This is a genomic window from Xanthomonas cucurbitae (genome assembly GCF_002939885.1).
GTDB classification, from domain to species: Bacteria; Pseudomonadota; Gammaproteobacteria; order Xanthomonadales; family Xanthomonadaceae; genus Xanthomonas; species Xanthomonas cucurbitae.
In genome coordinates, this window is sequence record NZ_MDED01000014.1 from 13,120 (window position 1) to 34,789 (window position 21,670).

19 protein-coding genes are annotated in these 21,670 nt (G+C 65.2%); 7 read left to right on the forward strand and 12 right to left on the reverse strand.

The window, feature by feature from the left end:
• Positions 1 to 25: 25 nt before the first annotated feature.
• Positions 26 to 1,234 (reverse strand): glycerate kinase, encoded by a 1,209-nt coding sequence (locus XcuCFBP2542_RS09190; protein ID WP_104603287.1) that lies wholly within the window; start codon positions 1,232 to 1,234, stop codon positions 26 to 28.
• A gap of 79 nt (positions 1,235 to 1,313) precedes the next feature.
• Positions 1,314 to 1,706, reverse strand: coding sequence for a hypothetical protein (locus XcuCFBP2542_RS09195; RefSeq protein ID WP_104603288.1), 393 nt, complete (start codon positions 1,704 to 1,706; stop codon positions 1,314 to 1,316).
• Between XcuCFBP2542_RS09195 and XcuCFBP2542_RS09200 the strand changes: the two genes are divergently transcribed.
• On the forward strand, positions 1,705 to 3,555 hold the full coding sequence (locus tag XcuCFBP2542_RS09200) for an Svx/AvrXca family virulence/avirulence protein (protein ID WP_104603289.1): 1,851 nt from the start codon (positions 1,705 to 1,707) through the stop codon (positions 3,553 to 3,555). The genes XcuCFBP2542_RS09195 and XcuCFBP2542_RS09200 overlap by 2 nt on opposite strands.
• On the opposite strand, the gene XcuCFBP2542_RS09205 is transcribed toward XcuCFBP2542_RS09200, so the two are convergent.
• From XcuCFBP2542_RS09205 to XcuCFBP2542_RS09215, 3 genes are all read right to left on the reverse strand, one after another.
• Positions 3,530 to 3,709, reverse strand: a complete 180-nt coding sequence (locus tag XcuCFBP2542_RS09205; RefSeq protein WP_104603290.1) for a hypothetical protein — start codon at positions 3,707 to 3,709, stop codon at positions 3,530 to 3,532. The two genes, XcuCFBP2542_RS09200 and XcuCFBP2542_RS09205, sit on opposite strands and share 26 nt — an antisense overlap.
• A gap of 48 nt (positions 3,710 to 3,757) precedes the next feature.
• On the reverse strand, positions 3,758 to 4,078 hold the full coding sequence (locus tag XcuCFBP2542_RS09210) for a hypothetical protein (protein WP_104603291.1): 321 nt from the start codon (positions 4,076 to 4,078) through the stop codon (positions 3,758 to 3,760).
• A gap of 111 nt (positions 4,079 to 4,189) precedes the next feature.
• On the reverse strand, positions 4,190 to 5,356 hold the full coding sequence (locus XcuCFBP2542_RS09215) for a class I SAM-dependent rRNA methyltransferase (protein ID WP_104603292.1): 1,167 nt from the start codon (positions 5,354 to 5,356) through the stop codon (positions 4,190 to 4,192).
• A 261-nt stretch (positions 5,357 to 5,617) separates the two neighbouring features.
• Between XcuCFBP2542_RS09215 and XcuCFBP2542_RS09225 the strand changes: the two genes are divergently transcribed.
• Positions 5,618 to 6,574: a TerC family protein gene (locus tag XcuCFBP2542_RS09225; protein ID WP_104603293.1), complete on the forward strand. Its 957-nt coding sequence runs from the start codon at positions 5,618 to 5,620 to the stop codon at positions 6,572 to 6,574.
• A gap of 398 nt (positions 6,575 to 6,972) precedes the next feature.
• Entirely contained in the window at positions 6,973 to 7,758 is a 786-nt protein-coding gene (locus XcuCFBP2542_RS09230; protein WP_104603294.1) for a rhomboid family intramembrane serine protease, read from the forward strand.
• Between the two features lie 85 nt (positions 7,759 to 7,843).
• Here XcuCFBP2542_RS09230 and XcuCFBP2542_RS09235 read toward each other — a convergent pair whose 3' ends face one another.
• Both XcuCFBP2542_RS09235 and XcuCFBP2542_RS09240 read right to left on the reverse strand, forming a co-directional pair.
• Positions 7,844 to 8,944: a glycerophosphodiester phosphodiesterase gene (locus tag XcuCFBP2542_RS09235; RefSeq protein ID WP_104603295.1), complete on the reverse strand. Its 1,101-nt coding sequence runs from the start codon at positions 8,942 to 8,944 to the stop codon at positions 7,844 to 7,846.
• Between the two features lie 252 nt (positions 8,945 to 9,196).
• Positions 9,197 to 11,509, reverse strand: a complete 2,313-nt coding sequence (locus tag XcuCFBP2542_RS09240; protein WP_104603296.1) for a TonB-dependent receptor — start codon at positions 11,507 to 11,509, stop codon at positions 9,197 to 9,199.
• Between the two features lie 196 nt (positions 11,510 to 11,705).
• On the opposite strand from XcuCFBP2542_RS09240, the gene XcuCFBP2542_RS09245 reads away from it, so the two are divergent.
• Positions 11,706 to 12,563 carry an acid phosphatase gene (locus XcuCFBP2542_RS09245; protein WP_104603297.1) on the forward strand — a complete coding sequence of 286 codons (858 nt, stop codon included), beginning with the start codon at positions 11,706 to 11,708 and terminating at the stop codon, positions 12,561 to 12,563.
• Positions 12,564 to 12,716: 153 nt separating this feature from the next.
• Here the strand turns inward: XcuCFBP2542_RS09245 and mnmE are convergent, their stop codons facing one another.
• The 5 genes from mnmE to rpmH all read right to left on the reverse strand — a co-directional run bounded on the left by mnmE (position 12,717) and on the right by rpmH (position 16,797).
• Complete coding sequence (gene mnmE, locus XcuCFBP2542_RS09250) at positions 12,717 to 14,057, reverse strand: tRNA uridine-5-carboxymethylaminomethyl(34) synthesis GTPase MnmE (RefSeq protein WP_104603298.1); 1,341 nt, start codon at positions 14,055 to 14,057, stop codon at positions 12,717 to 12,719.
• Positions 14,058 to 14,220: 163 nt separating this feature from the next.
• Positions 14,221 to 14,376, reverse strand: coding sequence for a hypothetical protein (locus tag XcuCFBP2542_RS19585; RefSeq protein ID WP_158251444.1), 156 nt, complete (start codon positions 14,374 to 14,376; stop codon positions 14,221 to 14,223).
• Positions 14,377 to 14,433: 57 nt separating this feature from the next.
• Positions 14,434 to 16,155 carry a membrane protein insertase YidC gene (gene yidC / locus XcuCFBP2542_RS09255; RefSeq protein WP_104603299.1) on the reverse strand — a complete coding sequence of 574 codons (1,722 nt, stop codon included), beginning with the start codon at positions 16,153 to 16,155 and terminating at the stop codon, positions 14,434 to 14,436.
• A gap of 25 nt (positions 16,156 to 16,180) precedes the next feature.
• Positions 16,181 to 16,618 (reverse strand): ribonuclease P protein component, encoded by a 438-nt coding sequence (rnpA, locus tag XcuCFBP2542_RS09260; RefSeq protein ID WP_104603300.1) that lies wholly within the window; start codon positions 16,616 to 16,618, stop codon positions 16,181 to 16,183.
• Between the two features lie 38 nt (positions 16,619 to 16,656).
• Positions 16,657 to 16,797, reverse strand: coding sequence for a 50S ribosomal protein L34 (gene rpmH, locus XcuCFBP2542_RS09265; protein ID WP_002805908.1), 141 nt, complete (start codon positions 16,795 to 16,797; stop codon positions 16,657 to 16,659).
• Positions 16,798 to 17,036: 239 nt separating this feature from the next.
• Here rpmH and dnaA point away from each other — a divergent pair, with 239 nt between their 5' ends.
• From dnaA to recF, 3 genes are all read left to right on the forward strand, one after another.
• Complete coding sequence (dnaA, locus tag XcuCFBP2542_RS09275) at positions 17,037 to 18,365, forward strand: chromosomal replication initiator protein DnaA (RefSeq protein ID WP_104603302.1); 1,329 nt, start codon at positions 17,037 to 17,039, stop codon at positions 18,363 to 18,365.
• Between the two features lie 275 nt (positions 18,366 to 18,640).
• Complete coding sequence (dnaN, locus tag XcuCFBP2542_RS09280) at positions 18,641 to 19,741, forward strand: DNA polymerase III subunit beta (RefSeq protein ID WP_104603303.1); 1,101 nt, start codon at positions 18,641 to 18,643, stop codon at positions 19,739 to 19,741.
• Positions 19,742 to 20,551: 810 nt separating this feature from the next.
• A complete protein-coding gene (gene recF / locus XcuCFBP2542_RS09285; protein ID WP_104603357.1) occupies positions 20,552 to 21,658 on the forward strand; it encodes a DNA replication/repair protein RecF in 1,107 nt (368 codons plus the stop codon).
• Positions 21,659 to 21,670: the final 12 nt, after the last annotated feature.

Genomic DNA, 21,670 nt, shown 5'->3' on the forward strand with positions numbered 1-21,670 from the left:
GCAGCTCGCTCGGCGAAAGTCATTTTTACAGTCTAGCCGAGCCGGCCGGCACGGTACGGCCGGTCGACTCGCGTTCGACGGCAGCGGCCGGTTCCGTCAACGCCCTGCCCAGCTGCAGCGCGGCGGCCACGTTGCGCGCGGCGCGGCGTACATTGCCGGCCGCCTCGGCCAGCGCCTGCTCCACCGTGCAGGGGCGGTGCACCACGGCGAACATCGCCGCGATGCCATGCGCATGCAGCAGCCCGGCATCGTTGCCCAGGCCACCGGCGATGGCGATCACCGGCTTGGCGTGCCGCTGCGCCAGCTGCGCAACGCCCAGCGGGGTCTTGCCGTGCAGGCTTTGGCGGTCCAGCCGGCCTTCGCCGGTGATGACCAGGTCGGCCTGGGCGATCAGTGCCTCCAGGCCCAGCGCCTGCGCCACGATCTCCACCCCGGGCCGCAGCTGCGCGCCCAGCACGGCCACCAGCGCCGCGCCCAGCCCGCCTGCCGCACCGCCACCGGGCAGGTCATGCAGGCGCAAGCCGAGGTCGCGCTGCAGCAGGTCGGCATAGTGCTGCAGGTTGGCCTCGAGCTGCCGCACCATGTCCGGCGTGGCGCCCTTCTGCGGCCCGAACACCGCCGAGGCGCCCGTCGGGCCAAGCAAGGGGTTGTCCACGTCACAGGCCACCTCGATCCGGCAGTGCTGCAGGCGCCGGTCGAGACCGTCGGTCTGGATCCGCGCCAGCGCGGCCAACCCGGTGCCGCCAGCGCCGATCGGCGTGCCGTGCGCATCCAGCAACAGCGCGCCCAGCGCCTGTGCCATGCCGGCGCCGCCGTCGTTGGTGGCGCTGCCGCCAAGGCCAATGATGAGGTGCCGCGTACCGGCGTCCAGCGCCGCCAGGATCAGCTCGCCCACGCCCGCAGTGCTGCTGCGCAGCGGGTCGCGCGCGGCGGCCGGTACCAGTGCCAGGCCGGCGGCGGCGGCCATCTCGATCACCGCCGTGCGGCCATCGCCGGTCACCCCGAAGAACGCCAGCACCGGCGTGCCCAACGGCCCGCTCACGATGCGCTCCACCACCCGGCCGCCAGTGGCCGCGACCAAGGCCTCTACCGTGCCTTCGCCGCCGTCGGCCATCGGAACCGTGATGTAACTCCAGTCGGGGAATACCTCGCGGAAGCCGGCTTCGATCTGGGTAGCCACCTCCAGCGCGGACAGACTTTCCTTGTAGGAATCGGGGGCGATGACGACCTTCATGGGACGCTCGCTTGAATGGATGCAGGGTTGGTGGCCGCGTCGATACGTGCGTTGTTGCGGCAATGCTGCAGCATGCTCATCAAGCCCAGTCCTTGCCCGTCATGGAAGCTCCGCGATGTCGGAACGGTGACCCATTGACCGTGTTTTCCATGGTGATGTACAGCATGCGCGGCCGACGTGCCTGACGCATCGGTGCAAGGTGGCCAAACGCCGAAGGGCACACAGTAGCGGCCCCCTGCCGCGGCGTGCACAAGTTCAACCCGCGCCACATCGCGAGCGCCGAGCGCTTAGCACTTTTGAAGAATACATTTAAAATCAGTTGCTTCGCGCACGCAGCCGCGCACACTTGCGTGGTCGCCGCCGTCTGCGGCCTGCCCCTACGCATCTCCACGTCCGCAGCATGAAGCAGGTCTTTTGCAGGCGCGTATTGCGTGCGTACATCGCACATCCCCTTTTCGCGAGAATCAGCCATGTCCACTGCATTGCACGCGCTGCACCGCCGCCTGCTCACCGTTGCCCTGATCGCGGCAGGCCTGGGTAGCGCTGCTACCGCCAGTGCGGCCTGTACCGCCGGTAGTTGGGTTGCGCGCATCGATGAGGCCGGCATGCCGCCGGTGCGCTACGAAACCGCGCATTTCGCGTTCCGCTGGAATGGCGACAGCGTCGCCGTTGCCGATGCACGCGCGGCCGGCGAACATATGGAAATGGTCTGGGACACCTTCATCAACCGCCTGCAGTTTCCCGAACCGTTCTGCGCCACCGCCACCAAGTACAAGGCCAACCTGCATGTGGACCCGAGCTTTGGCCTGACCGCTGGCATCTCCAGCAGTGGCGGCATGGCCATGTGGATCGGGCCAGGTGGCCTGCGCGATCACTGGGGTCTGGCGCATGAGTTCACGCATACCTTGCAATATCAGTCCGGCGGTTTGCAGGACTCCCCATACACCGGCTGGATCTGGGAATCGCACGCCAACTGGATGACCCACCAACTGCCGGAATTCCACTCCAGCAACGTGCATTGCTCGACCATGCTGGTGAACTACCCGCATGTCTATCTGGGCTCTACGCGTGATCGCTATTGCAACTGGCAGTTCATGGAGTACCTGAAGGATCGCTTTGGCTACGCCATCATCAACGACATGTGGGGCAAGGCACCGCGCATCGACAATCCCGCGCATCGCAGCGCCGATCCGTTCTCGGTCATCAAGGCCAACATGGGCTGGACGCAATCACAGATGAACGATGTCTTCGGTGACTGGCCCATGCATAACGTCAACTGGGACTACACCAATCCCGACGGCAGCGACCAGGGTGCGCTGTACCGCCTGAGCTATGGCAGCAATCTCTCCTTCGATCCGCAGCAAACCCAGGATTGGAACAACCGCGATCGTGCGCTGCGCATGACGATGCTGGATCCGGTCCCGAGCCAGGCCAATCGCTACCGTGTGCCATTCGAGTGGGCACCGCAACGCTGGGGTTACAACCTGGTGCAGCTGATTCCCGCCAGCGGCGTCAGCAGCATCAAGGTCGCCTTCGAAGGCCAGGTGCAGAGCGCAGCGGCCGTCACCAGCCTGCCTGGCCTGCTCAACGACCCGTCCAGCATCCCCTCGCCGAACTCGGACTGGCGCTGGGGTGTGGTGGCCATCGATAGCCTCGGCAAGGCGCGTTACAGCACGCTGCAGCGCGGCGCCAAGGCCACCCTCACCATGGCGGTGAAGACCAGCGACCGCGCCGTGTATCTGATGGTGATGGGCGCGCCCAGCAGCATGCAGCAGATCAAGTGGGACCAGTCCTACTATGCGATCTACCGCTACCCATGGAGCGTGACACTGACCAATGCCGCGCCGGCCGGGAGCCAGCCCAACGCGCCTACGCCGACCCCGGCCGGCCGCCGTCATGCCAACGGCGGCGGCTGGGTCGCCAACACCGCCAATGTCGCCTCCACCGCTTACGTGGGACCGTCTGCGCGAGTCCTGGCCGGCAACGTGCTGGGCAATGCACGCATCGACGGGCATGCCACGGTGATGGGTGGCACCGTGCAGGGCAATGCCGTGCTGGGCGGGCTGACCGTGTGGCACCCGGGTGCCACCATCGGCGCCAACGCACAGGCGCATACCGTGTTCATGGGCCCCGGCGCGTTCGGTGCGATCAATGTCGGCGGCACCGCGCAGCTGCGTGGCGATGTTGAAGAACAAGGTGCCTCGCCCACCCAGGGCGTGTTTTACGGCTATGTCGATCCGTCCACGATGACCAACCCGGAATTTGGTGCGGACCTGCGTCAGGCGGTACCAGAAATCACCGCACGCCCGGCCGGGTGGTGAGCGCTCGCAGCTGCACTACGCAGCTGCAGACCAGGGTGAGCGACGATGCAGCCAGGCCAGGGATGGCCTGGTGTGCAGATCGGTCCACGCCAAGGACCTCTTCCACCGGCGCCTGCCAACGGGTGCGGATCGGCACGTCTGGTTCCAGCGGCATGCCGGCGATCGATGAAACTGCCGGATGCGCGACGGGGTGCCGGCAGGCTCACCTGTCCAGTTCGGCCAACCGCGCGCGCACGCTTTCCACATCGATATGCTCACGCACGTGTGGCCACTGCCGTGCCCACACCGAGCGGAATACGATCCACGCACCGAACACGCCCAGGCAAGTCGAGCCCAGCGCCAGCAACAGCGGGTGCAGCGGCGAGCTGGCGCCGGTCTGGAACAGGTACATGAAGGCCCCGGAAAATAGCAGCCACATGCCAAACACCGGCCAGTTGCTGGCCAGCAGGCTGGCCTGCGGCCGCTCGATCTGGCGCAGCAAGTGGCGCAAGACCTTGCGTTCGTCTTCGTCGCTGGAGGTCATCGGCGGCCGGCTCCCTGGTTGCTTATCCGCATTGAATCCGTGTGCCGGCCGCTGCGTGGCGCTGCCAAAACCGCAGGCTGCGCAATGCCGGCCCTGCATCGGCAGGCGCGGCTACATCACGCGGCAGAACACCGCCTTGAGGTAACGCGACTCCTGCACATGCGCCATGAACGGATGATCGGGGCCAGCGCCGGCCACCTTGAGGATCTGGATGGTGCGCCCGGAGAAATACGAGGCGCGCCGCAACATGTCCAGAAACTCCTGCTCGGCCACCAGCCCGGTGCATGAGAAGGTGGCAAACAGGCCGCCCGGCTTGACCACGCCCAGCGCCAATTTGTTCATGTCCAGATACTTCTTCAGCGCCGGAATCACCTGCTCGCGGTCGCGGGTCATCTTGGCCGGATCCAGGATCACCACATCGAACTGTTCGCCGCGATTGGCCGCATCGCGCAGCCACGGAAAGATATCGGCCTGCACGAACCTGGGCCGCACGTTATTGAGCTTGGCGTTGCCCTTGGCTATGGCGATGACGTCCTCGTCGATATCCACGCCCAGCACCTCGGCCGCACCGCGCGCGGCCGCATACACCGCAAACCCGCCGGTGTTGCAGCACAGGTCCAGCACGGTCTTGCCGTCCACCTGCTCGCTCAGCCACTGACGGTTGTCGCGCTGGTCGGCGAAAAAGCCGGTCTTGTGTGCGCCGGCCGGGTCGGCGCGGAACTTGATGCCGTGCTCGGTGATGACCGCAGCTTCCGTGGTGGTGTTGCCGTGGAAGTCGAAGCTCTCCTGCTTTTGCACATGTTCGTCGGCAAAGCTGTGGAAGCGGCAGCCCGGGAACTGTTCGCGCAGCGCGTCGTAGATCCATTCGCGGTGGCGGAACATGCCGGCGGCGAAGAACTCCACCACCACCAGGTCGCCATAGCGGTCCACCACCAGGCCGGACAGGCCATCGCCTTCGCTATGCACCACGCGCCAGGCATCGGAGACGCCGTCGAGCTTGAGCCAGTCGCGGCGCAGGCTCACCGCAGCGGCAATCTTGCGCGCGAACCAGCCCGCATCCACCGGCACCGTCTGGTCGGTTTCCAGGATGCGCACGGCAATGCGCGAATGTCCGTTATAGAAGCCGCGGCCGATCCACTCGCCATCCACGCCGACCACCTCGACAATCGTGCCGGGTTTGGGCTTGGCGGCGGGCTTTTCCACCAGCTTCTGGAAAATCCACGGGTGGCTGGAGCGCCACGCATTCTTGAGTCGGACGACGGGGACAGGAGTATTCATCCGCCCATTGTATCCGGCTGGATTGACGTGCCTGCGCCTGGCCCGCAGAATCGGGCCCAGAAGGGGAGTAGCTCCCAACGTTGTCGCCGTCATGACGAGTCCTGCCAGCCAGGCTCCGGTGCAACGGCAACCGGCCCAGCCGGTTGCGAGCGAGACCTTCGCCGCGCAGGCGAAGGTCCGTCACCCGGAATCCACGAATTCCGTGTCACAAGACCTCAGCCCACGCGGCTGGCCCAGGTCGTTTCACTTTCGGAATTTCTTATGCAAACCATTGGCAATGTCTGGTTATGGGGTGGCTTCGCGGTCGTGGTGATCGCCGCGCTGCTGGTCGATCTGGTGTTGATGCGGCACGGCGGCGCGCACAAGGTGACCTTCAAGGAAGCCACCTGGTGGAGCATCGGCTGGGTGCTGCTGGCGCTGGCCTTCAATGCCGGCCTGTGGTGGTACCTGCAGGGCAGCATGGGCGATGCGGCCGCCGACCGGATCGGGTTGGAGTTCCTCACCGGCTACCTGGTGGAAAAATCGCTGGCGGTGGACAACATCTTCGTGTTCCTGATGGTCATGACCTACTTCGGCGTGCCAGAGGAACAGCGCCAGCGGGTCCTGATTATCGGGGTGCTGGGCGCGATTGTCCTACGCGCGATCATGATCTTCGCCGGCTCGCTGCTGCTGGCCAAATTCCACTGGCTGCTCTATGTGTTCGGCGCGTTCCTGCTGCTGACCGGCATCAAGATGTGGTTCTCCGCCGGCAAGGAGCCAGACCTGGAAGCCAATCCGGTGCTGCGCTGGATGCGCGGGCACCTGCGCCTGAGCCCGCAGTACCACGGCAACCTGCTCAGCGTGATGAAGGATGGCAAGCGCTGGTTCACGCCGCTGTTCGTGGTGTTGATCCTGATCGCGGTGATCGACGTGATCTTCGCGGTGGACAGCATCCCGGCGATCTTCGCCATCACCACCGACCCGTTCATCGTGCTCACCTCCAACGTGTTTGCAGTGCTGGGCCTGCGTGCGATGTTCTTCCTGCTGGCCGGCATGGCTGACCGCTTCCACCTGCTGCCGTACGGGTTGGCGGTGATCCTGGTGTTCATCGGCACCAAGATGATGATCATCGACCTGTACAAGATTCCGGTGTTGGTGTCGCTGGCCGCGGTGGTGGCGATCCTGGTTGCGACCATCGTGCTGAGCCTGCTGCGCCCGCCCAAGCCGGCCGGGCACTGAGGGGCTGGGAATCGGGAATCGGAAATCGGTACAGTCCGTTCCGCGTGCGCTGCTGACAACCATGCGCACCGACCATCTCGACAGGTCTTGCCCGCCCACCGTCGCGGGACCTTACGCGGCATGGATGCCGCGTAAGAGCTTACATGGACGTACTTGCAGCGTGTCCCGCGATGGTGGGCGGGCAAGGGCCCTGCAGCAGAGCTGCAGATCGGACGGAAGGGAACTTTACAGATGGCGGATGGCGCGGCACGTGCGCTGTCACGCCTCACCCACTTGCATGATGTGCGGCTGACTACGCCAATGATTCGGCAGCGGGATTGGATTATCCCGCTGCCGGGCCTGCTTATCCCGAGCCGGATAGGCTTGTAAAAAATTCGCGCGCCGCCATCCGTGAGTGCATGACAACGCATTTTCTCGCCCCCGATGCCGCCACCCAGAGCCGCCTGGACCGCTCGCGGGTGCTGCGTGCCTTCAACCTCAGCCTGGCGGCCGTATTGCTGCTGGTGGCCGTATTCACCGCGCAGGGCATGTTCGACTGGCGCGCCTGGGCGGTGGCGCCGCTGCAAGCCGACGGCCTGATCGGCATCCTCACTGCCCCGCTGTTGCACGGCTCACTCGCACATCTGGGCGCCAATGCGGCCGCGCTGCTGATCCTGGGCACCCTGGCCGGCAGCGTGTACCCACGCGCCACCGTCCTGTCGCTGCCGCTGCTGTGGCTGGGTTCGGGGCTGGGCGCGTGGCTGCTGGGCGAGCCCGGCAGCCGCCATCTCGGCGCCAGCGGCATCACCCACGGGCTGATGTTCCTGGTGTTGGTGCTGGGCCTGCTGCGCCGCGACCGCCCGGCGATCGCCACCAGCATGATCGCCTTCCTGTTCTATGGCGGCATGCTGCTGACCATCCTGCCGCACGAAGCCGGCGTGTCCTGGCAATCGCACCTGGGCGGCGCGGTGGCCGGCCTGATCGCCGCTCTGCTGCTGCGCCTGCGCGACCCGCAGCAAGCCAAGCCACGTTACAGCTGGGACGACGAGGACGAAGATGCTGCCTGGGAAGTAAGCAACCCCGAGCACGCGATGCTGGAACCGCCGCCACCGCGGCAGGTGCCGGTGCTGTGGCAACGCCAGGAAGACGGCTCTGACAACGTGGTGCTGCAGTTCCCCCCACGCGAACGGCCACCAGGAACGTAGGAGCGCGCCTGAGCGCGCCTGAGCGCGACGGGCGTTACCGGGAAGGCCTCGCGCGCAAGCGCGCTCCTACGGACCGCATGGGCGTTTAACGCGTTGCACGCTCGCTCAAGGCACGCCGCGCCAGGCCCGGATCGTCGGCGAAGAACGCATCGATGCCAGCATCCAGATACGTCTTGAGTTCGACCAATGCACCTGCGTCGTTACGCTCGGTCACTGCACCATTGCTGCGGTTGTCGGCGGCCAGGAAATAATTCTCCGGACGAAACGTGTACGGCTGCACCTGCAGCCCGGCCGCATGCGCATCGTGCACCAGGCTGGTCGGTGTACCCAGGCGTTGCTGCGCATCCAGCGGGATGATGCTGCGGATGTCAGGGCCGATCGCGTCGGCATAGGTGGCGACCTGCTTCAAGCCGTCGGGCGTGAGCATCTCCCCGTAGGTCTTCGGCGCCTTGCCTGGGCCGGCATCGGGCAGCGGCATCTGCGCGCCGCCCAGTAACTGCAGCAGGCGGATGGTGCTGGTGCGCCCGATCTTGCTGCGCAGATAACGCAGATTGCCGGTCTCGAACGACTGGATCACCACCGGTGCGGTCTGCGTATAAGCGTGTGCCTGCAGCGTGGCCAGCACCTTGTCTTCCATCGGCAGGCCGAGCGCCTGGAAGTAGCTCGGATGCTTGATCTCGGGAATCAGCCCGACGGTACGGCCGGTGGCGGCCGACTGCGCCGCAACGAAATCGATGATCTCGTCGAAGGTCACGATCTGAAACTGGCCATCCCAGCGCGTGCCACGCAACTGCGGCAAGCGCTCGCGTGCGCGCAAGGTCTTCAGTTCGGCCAGCGTGAAGTCCTCGGTGAACCAGCCGTCCATCGATTGACCGTCGATGGTCTTGCGGGTCTTGCGCGCGGCAAATTCCGGATGGCTGGCCACATCGGTGGTCCCGCCGATCTCGTTCTCGTGGCGTGCCACCAGCACACCATCTTTGGTGGACACCAGATCCGGCTCGACGAAATCCGCGCCATCGGCAATGGCTTTGGCGTACGAGGCCAAGGTGTGTTCCGGCCGCAACGCGCTGGCGCCACGGTGCGCAAAAATCTGCACCGTCCTGGCCAACGGTGCCTCGGCAACCGCCGGGTCGCTCATGCCAACCATCATCGCTCCCACCAGCCAGATACGACCGAACTGCATCATGCCTATCTCCAACGAAGAACAGCTACCGAATCGACGCAGGCCGCCAGGCGCGCCTGGCCAATGAGCGACGCAGGAGGTACGACTGTACATCCCACGTCCACCGCATCGTCCGCACCTGCCCGACAACCACGCAAGACGTCTTGTTGACCACTCTAGCCGGCCCGCGTCGACGGACCTCGGAAATCAGAAGTCAGTGAGCAACAGCAAAACCCGCTCTTGCGATTCCCGATTCCCGATTCCCGATTCCCATCCTCAGAACTTCGCGTCCAAGGTCAAGAACACCTGCCGCGGCGCACTGGCGTGGAAGGCCAACTGCCGCCCATTCGGATCGCTGTTGGCGAACGCGGTGAGGTTGGAGGCGTAACGCTTGTCGGTGAGGTTGGTGACATTGAGCGAGAGCTTGAGCGCCTGCAACACGCCGACCTGGCCGAATGCATAGCCGGCGCCGGCATCGAACGAGGTGTAGCCGCCAAAACCTTGGTCGTTGGTGTAGGTATAGAAGCGCTCGCCGGTGTACTTGCCGCGCAGGTTGAGGTTCCACCCTGCGTAGTTGAAGGCGATTTCGCTGGCCAGCATGCGCTTGGGGGTGTCCACCGTGGTCTTGCCGGCGGTGGGAATCACCACGCCGTTCTGCACGTAGTTGTCGTCGTAGGTGGAACGGTTGATCGAGGCCGAGTTGTACCACTGCAGATAGCTGGTCGGCTTCCAGATCACCGTCAGCTCACCACCACGGCTGCTCACCGAGCCCACGTTGAAGAAACGCGTGGTGCAGGCCGGCGTGGTGCCCTGCTGGATGCTGGCGCAGGGGTTGAGCGAGAGCAGGCGGTTGTCGAAGGTCACGTCGTAGCCGACCAGCGAGGCCTCGAAGCGGTCACGCACGAAGCGGTAACCGGCTTCCAGCGTGCGCGACTTTTCTGGTTCCAGCGCACCCACGCTGGCATCGAACGACGCTTGCGTCACCAGCAACGGGCCACCGGCACCACCGCCCTGGAACGCGGCGATATTCTCCGCGTACGAGGCAAACACTTCCTGGCCCTCAGCGATGCGATAGCCCAGCCCGATCTGCGGCAACACCGATTCGCTGGCCTTGAGCGAGCCGGTCGCCACCGGCGCTTCCACCGCCACGCCCGGCGTCTCGCGCGCGGTCATTTCGGTGCTCGGGCTCTTGATGCCCAGGTCCAGGCTCAGGCGCTCGTCCAGGAACTTGAAGTTGCCCTGCACGTAGAACTGCCGCGTGGTGATGATGTAGTTCTGCGAGAACAGCCGGCGATCGGGATTGCGCAGGAACGTATCATCGTCCACTGGACCGGTGATCCAGTAGAAATTGCGCTCCACATCGTGGTGGTTGCGCTCGTACCACAGCCCGGCTTCCAGATGATGCGGGCCCAAGTCCCAGCCCAGCGAGGCGATGCCGCCGGTGCGGTTGATCCAGTAGTTGGTGCTGCGGATGGAGATCGGCAGTGCCTGCGGCGTTCCCGGATTGGAGGCCTGGCCCGGCGACCACCAGTGGCCCTGGCCCTTGTTTTCGTGGTGATAGACCTGGGTGTGCAGGCTGATCGCATCGTTGGGCTGGAAGTCGCCGGCCACGTAGAACAGGTCGTCGTCGCGCAGCGCGCGGCTCTGGTAGTACGCATCGTCGATGTTGTCCACGCCGCCACTGAATCCGCAGCGCGCCGCATTGCGTGTGGCCGGCGCGCAGTACGCCGCGGCCAGGGCGCGGTTCCAGTCCGGCGCATACAGGTTCCAGTCCCAGCCCAGGCCGCGCGCCAGGCCACTCTTGGACAGATAGGAATAGTCCGCCTGCGAGGTGCGCGAGGTATCGGCAAAGGCGGTCAGCTTGCCGCCATCGAATTGATACACCCCCTTGGCGTTGAACTGCCGCGTGGTGGTCGGCGATTCCGGGCGCGCCCACATGTCCGCTTCCGCATTGATACCGGAAAGGTACGCCGAAAAGCCGTTGTAATCGCCGGTGTCCACGCGCAGGAAGGTGCGGCGGTTGGCGTCCGAACCCACGGTCTGCGACACCTGCCCACCGAATACGCTGGACGGATCGGCCGAGTAATACTGGATGGTGCCACCCAGGTTGCTGGTGGACGCGGTACCCAACGCACCGATGCCCGAGGCCAGCTCCACGCCACCGAAGTTTTCCGCGATCAACGCGCGGCTGATGTTGAGGCCGTTGTAGTTGCCATAAGCGTTATCGCCCAGCGGCAAGCCGTCCAGCGTGTAACCCAGGCGCGTGCCGTTGAAGCCGCGCAGGCTGATCGTCTGCGACTCTTCGTTGGCACCGAAGGCATCGTTGGATTGCACGTTCACACCCGGCATGCGGTTGAGCAGCTTCTGGATGCTGGTGCCCGGCGGCAGCACCGGGATGTCCTGGGCGGTGATGCGCTGCACCTGGCGGGTTTCGCCCTGCCCGATCACCGACACCGCATCGAGCTGCTGCACGCTGTCCGCGGCGGCGGCATCGGCCGATGGGTCGGCAGGCGTATCGGCCGCCTGCACGGCCGGCGACAACATGAGCGCGGCGAGCACGGCAGCACTGAGGAGATGGGTCTTGGGCATGGGCGGCGTGGGGGAAGAGTCAAAAGATGGCGGCAAGCGTGCGACAGCTGTCTTGCGTCGACACGACGACCAGATGACAGTGCCGCGACAATCGGTGCGCATGCCGCGCCGCAGCTGCGTTGCGCTGGCATGCAGGTGTCATCTGCGCGTCGTAATCTGCGAACTCTTCCCGTCTTGCCGTTCCGAGGAGTTGCCCATGTCCCACCGCATCGCACGCCGCTGGCAACCCACGCTGGCAGGCGTCGCCATCGCCACGCTGCTGCTCGGCAGCGGCATGGCCGGTGCGCGGCAACCGGCAGCGCCGGCAGGCTCGGTGATCGCCACCGATGCACGCGGCTACCTGGACACGCCACAACTGCCCGACAGCCTGCGCCTGGTTCCGCCGCCGCCGGCAGACGGCAGCACCGCGCTCGCCAACGACGAGGCCATCGCCAAGGCCATGCTTGCCCTGCGCGGCACCCCGCGTTGGGACCTGGCCGCGCACGATGCCGTGCTGCGCTTTCCCGCCGCCGCCAGCACCTTCAGTTGCGCGCTCGGCGTGCAGGTGGACCAGGCCACCACCCCGCACCTGCTGCGCCTGCTCGAACGCAGCATGCGCGACGCCAGCACCAGCACCAGCGCCGCCAAGGCGCACTACCAGCGTCCGCGTCCGTTCATGCGCAACGCGCAGCCAACGTGCACCCCCGACGACGACGCCAGCCTGCGCAAGAACGGCTCCTACCCCTCCGGCCACACCGCCATCGGCTGGGCCTGGGGGCTGATCCTTTCGGAGATCGCGCCCGCCCGGCGCGATGCACTACTGGCACGCGGCCGCGCCTTCGGCGACAGCCGCCTGGTCTGCAACGTGCATTGGCAGAGCGATGTCCTGCAGGGCCGCATCATGGGCGCGGCCACCGTAGCCGCCTTGCATGGCGATCCAGCGTTTCAGAAAGACCTGGCCGCCGCCCGCGAGGAGATCGACACCGCGCGCGCAACGCCGTTGCCTGCCGCTGCCGCTGCCGCCTGTGCCGCAGAGAACGCCGCATTGCAGACCGTATTACCGGGCGTGATGTAACGCATCTCGGCGTGGAGCCTCCAGGCAGTGGGGCTCGCCTGTCGATGGATGCATGACGCCGATGCGCTCAACGCCAGCAATCCACGCTGTCGGCAGGCCACGTTCCATGGATGCAAGGTGGTCAGATGGCGCAGACAGCATCGCCACGTCGTTTCACTTGCCGATGCAGAAGCTCGAGAAGATCTGGCCCAGCAAGTCGTCGGCGCTCATCTTGCCGGTGATCTCGCCCAGTGCTGCGTGCGCCAGGCGCAGCTCTTCGGCGGCCAGTTCGAGCTGTTCGAAACCCAGCTCCAGGTCGGCGGCTTCGGCGTGTTGTTCGGCGCGGCGCAGCGCTTCCACATGGCGGGCGCGCGCGGAGAATTCGCCTTCCACGCTGTCGCTTGCATCGCCAAGCGCCAGCTCGCGCAGACGGGCGTGCAGGTGCTCCAATCCATGTCCGGTCATGGCCGAGATCGCAATCGCGTCGTCGCCCAACGGCGTGCTGTCGGCCAGCAGATCGCATTTGTTGTGGATCCACAGTTGGCGTGGCACCGCATCGATGGCATCGCCGATCGCATCGCGCGCCGCCTGCGGGTCGCGCGCATCCAGCACCACCAGCGCCAGATCGGCACGTTCGAGCTCGGCGCGCGCGCGGCGCATGCCTTCGCGCTCGATCGCATCGCCGCCTTCGCGCAGGCCGGCGGTGTCGACCAGGGTCAGCTCGAAACCATCGAGCTGGATGGCTTCATGCAGGGTGTCGCGGGTGGTGCCGGCCACATCGGTGACGATGGCGCGCTCGCTGCCGGCCAATGCATTAAGCAGCGAACTCTTGCCGGCATTGGGCGGGCCGATCAGTACCGCATGCAGGCCATCGCGCAACTTGCGTCCGCGTTCTGCGTCGCCCAGCAGCTGCGCCAGCGCTGTCCGCGCCTGCTGAAGCCCGTCGCGCACCTGCGAGCCCCCCAGGGTGTCCAGTGGCTCGTCGGCGAAGTCGATCGCCGCCTCCACATGCACGCGCAGTCGCGTCAGTTGCGCACTTACCGTCTCGATACGGCGCGAAAACACGCCATCCAGCGAACGCCGCGCGGCACGTGCAGCGCGCACGTCGCCGGCGGCGATCAGGTCGGCGATGGCCTCGGCCTGGGCCAGGTCGAACTTGCCGTTGAGGAAGGCCCGCTCGCTGAATTCGCCCGCGCGTGCCTGGCGTGCGCCCAGCGCAACGCAGCGCGCCACCAACTGACGCAACAGCACCGGGCTGCCATGGCCTTGCAGCTCCACCACCTCTTCCCCGGTAAAGCTGCGTGGCGCCTTGAACCACAGCACGATGCCATCGTCGATGACCTCGCCCTGCGCATCACGAAAGCGCGCGTACTGCGCCTGCCGCGGCTGCAACGGCGCAATGCCCAACCCCATGGCGATCAGCATTGCCTGCGGCCCGGACAGGCGCACGATTCCCACGCCACCGGCTCCGGCAGCACTGGCGATGGCAACGATGGTGGAGGTGGAAGACGACATGCGCACTGCTCTGAGATGGATTGAAAAAGACAGCCGTGGCGGTGCGGCGACGTGTTGCCGGCAACGGCAGCAGGCCGATACCCGGGTCCTTGGTGAATCACGCCGCCGTCCCGGGGCGGGTTTTCCAGGCGAGAGTTCGCCGCAATGCGTCAGCTGGGTTGAATCACAACGACTGCCGCTGCGTGCTCACCTGCTTCGCACCGCTGCTCTGCAGCTGCAGATACGTGGAGTACGCCTTGTGCGCCGTCCCGCGATTGCCGGTCTTGGCATGGGCATTGCCAGGATCGAGATAGGTCACGGCGGGCAGGAGGATCTTCAAAGTGTTTCCAGCCAATGCGCATGCACAAGGCCCGCCTTGCGGCGGGCCTTGGTGAACTTACTTGGCGTTGGCCTGGATGATCTTGCTCGGCTGCTCGCCGTGCTGGCGGATCATCCACCACTGGATCAACAAGCCCAGACCGCCGTTGACCACCCAGTACAGCACCAGGCCGGCCGGCATGAAGGCCATCATGACGCCGAACACCAGCGGCATGAACTGCATCATCTTGGCCTGCATGGGGTCCATGCCCGGGGTCGGGGTCAGCTTCTGCGTCGCCCACATGATGGCGATGTTGAGCACCGGCAGGATGAAGTACGGGTCGCGCGCGGTCAGGTCCTGGATCCAGCCCAGCCAGGGCGCCTGGCGCAATTCCACCGATTCCACCAGCACCCAGTACAGCGCGAAGAAGATCGGCATCTGGATCAGCAGCGGCAGGCAGCCGCCCATCGGGTTGATCTTTTCCTTCTTGAACAGCTCCATCGTCGCCTGCTGGTACTTGACGCGATCGTCGCCGTAGCGCTCCTTGAGCTGGGCCAGACGCGGCTGGAAGCGGCGCATCTTGGCACCAGATTTGTACTGCGCGGCCGACAGTGGATACAGCGCCAGACGCAGCAGCACCACCAGGCCGATGATAGCCCAGCCCCAGTTGTGCAGGAAGCTGTGCAGGTGGCTCAGCACCCAGAACAGGCCCTGGCCGATGATGGCCATGAGCGAGAAGCGGCTGTAGTCGACCACCCGGTCCAACCCCTTCACGTCTTCCTTGGCGATCTGGCTGACCAACTTGGGACCCACCCACAGGCGTGCCTCGGTGCTGGCGGTCTGGCCCGGCGCCACGGTGAAGGCCGGGCCACGCAGCTCGGCCACGTCGCGCGGGCCGTCCTGGGCCAGCACGTACAGCGAGGCCTGGTCCTTCTGCGGAATCCATGCGGTAAAGAAGTGGTGCTGCAGCAGCGCCACCCAGCCACCGGTGATCTGGCGGTTCAAACCGCCGTCGTCCATGTAGTCCTTGAACGCGCGGCGCTCATAGCCTTCCTGCGGGCTGTACCAGGTTGCCCCGTTGAAGCTGAAGGAGTCCGGGTTGGTCATGCCGCGGCTGAGGATGGTCGGCACCCGGCTCAGCTTGCGGAACACGTAGCCGTTCCACGCCGCACCGCTCTTGTTGATGACCTCGTCCTTGATCGAGATCGCATAGCGACCGCGTTCCAGGGTGAAGGTGCGGCGGATCGACACGCCGTTGGGGCCATTCCAGATGAACGGCACCACCAGGCTGTTCTGGCCCTTGGCCAGTGCGAAACTGCTACCCGGCTGTTCGGCGCGGAAGCCGCCCATGCCCGGCACCGGCGAGTGCTCGCTGGCCCAGCCGCTGGTGGCGTTGTACGGGTGCGCCGCATCTTCGGTCAGCAGGCTGACCGGTGCAGTGCCGTCCTTGGTCTGCGGAAACTGCAGCAGCTCGGCATCCAGCACGCTGCGGCCATCCAGCTTCAGGCGCAGCACGTCCGAGGTGACGGTCACCACCGGCGCGGCACCGGCGGCGGCCGGCGTCGCCGTGGTGGTGCCGATGGACGGCACCGCGCCCGGGGCGCCGGCCTGCGGGATGGCCTGTGCGCTGGGCACGTTAGCGGGCGTGGCCGCCGCATCCGGATCGCGCGCGGCCGGCACCGATTGGGTGGCCACCGCAGCGGGTGCATTGGCGGCCGCCTTGTCCTTGCCCCACTCCATCCACAGCAGCGCCGCGACCATCAGCCAGGCAAAGATCAGGAAAACACGGGTCTGGTTCATCGGGCAGCAACTCGCTCAGTCGGAACTAGCGTTCCGGCTCTGTCGGGGAAAGGGAGGATGGGTGCATCGTCCTGGCGGGCGGCATTGTGCCGGGCGCAGCAGGCAGGGGCAATGCACCGGCACGGCGCAGCAGGCGCACGAAGGCATCGCGAATCTGTGGATTGGTCGCCTTGGCGGCTGCCGAACGCGCCACAATCACGTAATCGCCGCCGGCCAGTTCGGGCAATAGATGGCGCATGGCATCGCGCAGTACGCGCTTGATGCGGTTACGACCCACCGCGCGGGTATCGACCTTGCGCGACACCGCCATGCCCAGGCGCGGCGGCGTGTCGCCGGTTCGCCAGTGCAGGCTGAGCAGCGGATCGGAGGTCCGACGCGCGGTGTCGAAGACAACCGTATATTGCGCACGCGTACGAACCCGCGCAGAGCGAGGAAATCGCCTGCACGGGTTCGATGCGTTCACGGTAGGGACTGCCTCGGCCGCAGGGAGCGGCGCGGCAATCAAGCGCTCAGGCGCTTGCGGCCCTTGGCGCGGCGGCGAGCCAGGATCTTGCGGCCGTCGGCGGTTGCCATACGTGCACGGAAACCATGGTCGCGTGCTCGCTTCAGGTTGCTGGGTTGGAAAGTACGCTTGGTGGCCATGGGGCCCTCTGCATGAATGGAAACGGTGAACCGGCAATTTTAGACGCCTGATCCAGGCCAGGTCAACTACCCGCTTGCGCGGCCGCGATGCACATGACCGCAGCCTGTGGATGGATCTGTGAATAAGTCTGGGAAAAGCCGGCCTGCGGTGCTAGGCTGGTCCATCCTTTTTTCACTTCCGGGCTGCGTGCACGGCGCCTTGCTGCGCGCCGCAGCCAGCAATCGATGATGACACTTTGATGGATGCTTGGCCCCGCTGTCTGGAACGTCTCGAAGCCGAATTTCCGCCCGAGGACGTGCACACCTGGTTGAAACCCCTGCAAGCCGAAGACCGCGGCGACAGCATCGTGCTGTATGCGCCCAATGCCTTCATCGTGGATCAGGTACGCGAGCGCTACCTGCCGCGCATCCGGGAGCTATTGGCGTATTTCGCCGGCGCCGGCGAGGTTGCGCTGGCGGTGGGCTCGCGTCCGCGCGCGCCGGAGCCGGTGGCTGCACCAACGGCGGCGGCCAGCGCAGCGGTTGCCGCGCCGATCGTGCCGTTCGCCGGCAACCTGGATTCGCACTACACCTTCGCCAATTTCGTCGAAGGCCGCAGCAACCAACTCGGGCTGGCGGCGGCGATACAGGCCGCGCAGAAGCCCGGCGACCGCGCGCACAACCCGTTGCTGCTGTATGGCAGCACCGGCCTGGGCAAGACGCACCTGATGTTCGCCGCCGGCAACGCGTTGCGCCAGGCCAACCCGGCCGCCAAGGTGATGTACCTGCGTTCGGAACAGTTCTTCAGTGCCATGATCCGGGCGCTGCAGGACAAGGCGATGGACCAGTTCAAGCGCCAGTTCCAGCAGATCGATGCGTTGCTGATCGACGACATCCAGTTCTTCGCCGGCAAGGACCGCACGCAGGAAGAGTTCTTCCACACCTTCAACGCGCTGTTCGATGGCCGCCAGCAGATCATCCTGACCTGCGACCGCTACCCGCGCGAGGTCGAGGGCCTGGAACCACGGCTGAAATCGCGCCTGGCGTGGGGCCTGTCGGTGGCGATCGACCCCCCGGATTTCGAGACCCGCGCGGCCATCGTGCTGGCCAAGGCGCGCGAACGCGGCGCCGAGATTCCCGACGACGTGGCCTTCCTGATCGCCAAGAAGATGCGTTCCAACGTGCGCGACCTGGAAGGCGCGCTCAACACGCTGGTGGCGCGCGCCAACTTCACCGGGCGCGCAATCACGGTGGAATTCGCCCAGGAGACCCTGCGCGACCTGCTGCGAGCCCAGCAACAGGCGATCGGCATCCCCAACATCCAGAAGACCGTGGCCGACTACTACGGCCTGCAGATGAAGGATCTGCTGTCCAAGCGCCGCACCCGCTCGCTGGCGCGGCCGCGCCAGGTGGCCATGGCGTTGGCCAAGGAACTCACCGAACACAGCTTGCCCGAGATCGGCGATGCCTTCGCCGGCCGCGACCACACCACCGTGCTGCATGCCTGCCGTCAGATTCGCACCTTGATGGAGGCCGACGGCAAGCTGCGCGAGGACTGGGAAAAGCTGATTCGCAAGCTCAGCGAGTGAGGCAAGGGCGGCCTTCCCGCCGGGCTTGGAAAAAAGCGTGGATGAGTTGGTACTAAATGCGGGAGAATCTGTGGATAAAGAGGCTTGCGGCGGCGAACGCAAAAGTATCCACAGGTTTTCCCACCGCCCCAGGCTGACTAGTCCAATGGGTTTGTGGGTCTGAAAAGTCTTTGGAAACAAGAATTTAGAGTGGTTGTCCGCAGAAAACGGCCCTACCATCACCACCAAGCTTTTGATTTATTCCACATCTTTAAAGCATAGGGGCACGGAACCACATGCGTTTCACACTGCAACGCGAAGCCTTCCTCAAGCCGTTGGCCCAGGTGGTCAATGTGGTCGAACGACGTCAGACCTTGCCGGTGCTGGCGAACTTGCTGGTGCAGGTGCGGCAGGGGCAACTGTCGCTCACCGGTACCGACCTGGAAGTGGAGATGATCTCCCGTACCCTGGTCGAGGACGCACAGGACGGCGAAACCACGATCCCGGCGCGCAAACTGTTCGATATCCTGCGCGCACTGCCCGACGGCAGCCGGGTGACCGTGTCCCAGAATGGGGACAAGGTCACCGTGCAAGCCGGGCGCAGTCGGTTCACATTGGCCACCCTGCCCTCGAATGACTTCCCGTCGGTGGACGAGGTAGAAGCCACCGAGCGCGTCGCCGTGCCGGAAGCCGGGTTGAAGGAGTTGATCGAACGCACCGCGTTTGCCATGGCCCAGCAGGACGTGCGGTATTACCTCAATGGATTGCTATTCGACCTACGCGACGGCCTGCTGCGCTGCGTGGCCACCGATGGTCATCGCCTGGCACTGTGCGAGACCGAGCTGGAGAACGCTGGCGGTGCCAAGCGGCAGATCATCGTGCCGCGCAAGGGCGTCACCGAACTGCAGCGCCTGCTGGAAGGCGCGGACCGCGAGGTTGAGCTGGAAGTGGGCCGCAGCCATATCCGCGTCAAGCGCGGCGATGTCACGTTTACGTCCAAGCTGATCGATGGCCGTTTTCCGGACTACGAAACGGTGGTTCCAATTGGTGCCGATCGCGAGGTCAAGGTGGATCGTGAAGCGCTGCGTGCGGCATTGCAGCGTGCGGCGATCCTGTCCAACGAAAAGTACAGGGGTGTCCGCGTCGAAGTGTCGCCCGGCCAGCTGAAGATCAGCGCACACAACCCGGAGCAGGAAGAAGCGCAGGAAGAAATCGAAGCCGACACCAAGGTGGATGATCTGGCCATCGGCTTCAACGTGAATTACCTGCTGGATGCCTTGTCTGCATTGCGCGACGAACATGTCGTGATCCAGCTGCGCGATGCCAATTCGTCCGCGCTGGTCCGCGAGGCGAGCAGCGCGAAATCCCGTCATGTGGTGATGCCGCTGCGGTTGTGACCTGCGGTTCCACGTGGAACACGAAGCCCGGCAGATGCCGGGTTTTTTGTTGGACAGATAACGGCTGGGTTGTGGGGGCGGATGTTTGTGGTGTGGTGTCGGTTGCATACAGCGCTTGTGCACGGGATGACAGGTTGCACCATCCAGGTCGCAACTCCGCACCGGTCCGGCAACGCGGAGGCACCGGCATACGATTGTTGATTGCGCCGTCGGTAGAGCGGCTGCGAATCATCAGGATCATTCGGAAGCAGGGTGCGAGCTGAACGTGGCGAATCGCTGATGACGTGGTCATCGCCGCGTGTCCGGCGATCGACACCGAAGTGACTTTACCGACGTTTACGCCAAAAGCGCAGCTATCTAAAAATCTCTGAGACGGCCACCTACCGCCGAGTTCGAATCAAGCCGCTGTTGTGGATGTGAATTCATTCATGTAGCTGCCGCCTCCGTTCCGAGATGACTGTTTGTCTGGCGCGTGGCTCGAAATCCAGTTATGCACACGCTCCTCTGCTTTTAAATCTATAAATAACTTAAGAGCTTTGTGGTGATGGTAGACGTAGATTTCGCCGAAAAGTAGGTTAAGTCATTGTTCTAAAAGTACTTTAATGGCTTGAAACCCTGTGGTTTGGAGCCCGTCTTCCCCGTAGGAACCTGTGCATAAGGCAGTCGGCGGCCAAGACAGCGCTTTTTGTCCACATGTTATCCCCAACAAGCCAGCCGGACCCGGGCGCATGTCCTCCCCACGGCTCGAAGCGATCACGTATGCTGCGCACCGACCGGGATGCCGGATCCCATCCCGGAGCGCAGGTCTCGATGCACGTCGTTAGGCTATCCATCCACCGTCTTCGCCGCTTCGAGTCGGTCGAGTTCCATCCTGCGGCAGGATTGAATCTGCTGACGGGCGACAACGGAGCCGGCAAGACCAGTGTGCTGGAGGCTTTGCACCTGATGGCCTATGGGCGCAGTTTTCGTGGACGTGTCCGCGATGGCCTGATTCGCCAGGGCGCGTTGGACCTGGAGGTATTTGTCGAATGGAGCGAGCGGTCCACCGGGCCACTGGCGCGTACCCGGCGCGCAGGCCTGCGTCACAGCGGGCAGGAATGGACGGGCCGGCTGGACGGTGAAGATGTGGCGCAGCTTGGCGCATTGTGTGCCGCCCTGGCAGTGGTGACGTTCGAGCCAGGTAGCCATGTGCTGATTAGCGGTGGGGGCGAGCCGCGGCGTCGTTTCCTGGACTGGGGCCTGTTCCACGTGGAACCCGACTTCCTGGCCCTGTGGCGGCGTTATGCGCGCGCGCTCAAGCAACGCAACGCATTACTGAAGCAGGGCGCGCAGCCAAGCTTGCTGGACGCCTGGGACCATGAACTGGCCGACTCCGGCGAAGCGCTCACCTCGCGCCGCCAGCGCTACCTCGATCGTCTGCAGGAGCGGCTGGTTCCCGTTGCCACGGCCATCGCCCCCAGCCTCGGGCTTACGGCGCTGACCTTCGCGCCGGGCTGGAAGCGCCACGAGCTCTCACTGGCCGATGCGCTCCTGCTGGCACGCGATCGCGATCGGCAGAACGGCTATACCTCGCAGGGCCCGCATCGCGCTGATTGGTCCCCCACATTCGACCTGCTGCCGGGCAAGGACGCCCTGTCGCGCGGCCAGGCCAAGCTCACTGCTTTGGCCTGTCTGCTCGCGCAGGCCGAGGATTTCGCCCACGAGCGTGGCGAGTGGCCGGTGATCGCGCTGGACGACCTGGGGTCGGAACTAGACCGGCATCACCAGGCCCAGGTGCTGCAGCGCTTGGCGCAGGCACCTGCCCAGGTGTTGATGACGGCCACCGAACTGCCGCCAGGCCTGGCGGCATCGCAGAGTGTGCTACATCGGTTTCACGTGGAACACGGGCAGTTGACTGCAGCAGCAGTCCCGATCTGAGGTCAACGGCCC

Bases quoted from the DNA above. Each gene is read 5' to 3' on its own strand.
- dnaA (WP_104603302.1), top strand. From the start codon at position 17,037: ATGGATGCTTGGCCCCGCTGTCTGGAACGTCTCGAAGCCGAATTTCCG.
- XcuCFBP2542_RS09200 (WP_104603289.1), top strand. From the start codon at position 1,705: ATGTCCACTGCATTGCACGCGCTGCACCGCCGCCTGCTCACCGTTGCC.
- rpmH (WP_002805908.1), bottom strand. From the start codon at position 16,797: ATGGCCACCAAGCGTACTTTCCAACCCAGCAACCTGAAGCGAGCACGC.
- recF (WP_104603357.1), top strand. From the start codon at position 20,552: ATGCACGTCGTTAGGCTATCCATCCACCGTCTTCGCCGCTTCGAGTCG.
- XcuCFBP2542_RS09205 (WP_104603290.1), bottom strand. From the start codon at position 3,709: ATGCCGCTGGAACCAGACGTGCCGATCCGCACCCGTTGGCAGGCGCCG.
- XcuCFBP2542_RS09230 (WP_104603294.1), top strand. From the start codon at position 6,973: ATGACAACGCATTTTCTCGCCCCCGATGCCGCCACCCAGAGCCGCCTG.
- XcuCFBP2542_RS09215 (WP_104603292.1), bottom strand. From the start codon at position 5,356: ATGAATACTCCTGTCCCCGTCGTCCGACTCAAGAATGCGTGGCGCTCC.
- yidC (WP_104603299.1), bottom strand. From the start codon at position 16,155: ATGAACCAGACCCGTGTTTTCCTGATCTTTGCCTGGCTGATGGTCGCG.
- XcuCFBP2542_RS09245 (WP_104603297.1), top strand. From the start codon at position 11,706: ATGTCCCACCGCATCGCACGCCGCTGGCAACCCACGCTGGCAGGCGTC.
- XcuCFBP2542_RS09195 (WP_104603288.1), bottom strand. From the start codon at position 1,706: ATGGCTGATTCTCGCGAAAAGGGGATGTGCGATGTACGCACGCAATAC.
- mnmE (WP_104603298.1), bottom strand. From the start codon at position 14,057: ATGTCGTCTTCCACCTCCACCATCGTTGCCATCGCCAGTGCTGCCGGA.
- XcuCFBP2542_RS09210 (WP_104603291.1), bottom strand. From the start codon at position 4,078: ATGACCTCCAGCGACGAAGACGAACGCAAGGTCTTGCGCCACTTGCTG.
- XcuCFBP2542_RS09190 (WP_104603287.1), bottom strand. From the start codon at position 1,234: ATGAAGGTCGTCATCGCCCCCGATTCCTACAAGGAAAGTCTGTCCGCG.
- XcuCFBP2542_RS09235 (WP_104603295.1), bottom strand. From the start codon at position 8,944: ATGATGCAGTTCGGTCGTATCTGGCTGGTGGGAGCGATGATGGTTGGC.
- XcuCFBP2542_RS09240 (WP_104603296.1), bottom strand. From the start codon at position 11,509: ATGCCCAAGACCCATCTCCTCAGTGCTGCCGTGCTCGCCGCGCTCATG.
- dnaN (WP_104603303.1), top strand. From the start codon at position 18,641: ATGCGTTTCACACTGCAACGCGAAGCCTTCCTCAAGCCGTTGGCCCAG.
- XcuCFBP2542_RS09225 (WP_104603293.1), top strand. From the start codon at position 5,618: ATGCAAACCATTGGCAATGTCTGGTTATGGGGTGGCTTCGCGGTCGTG.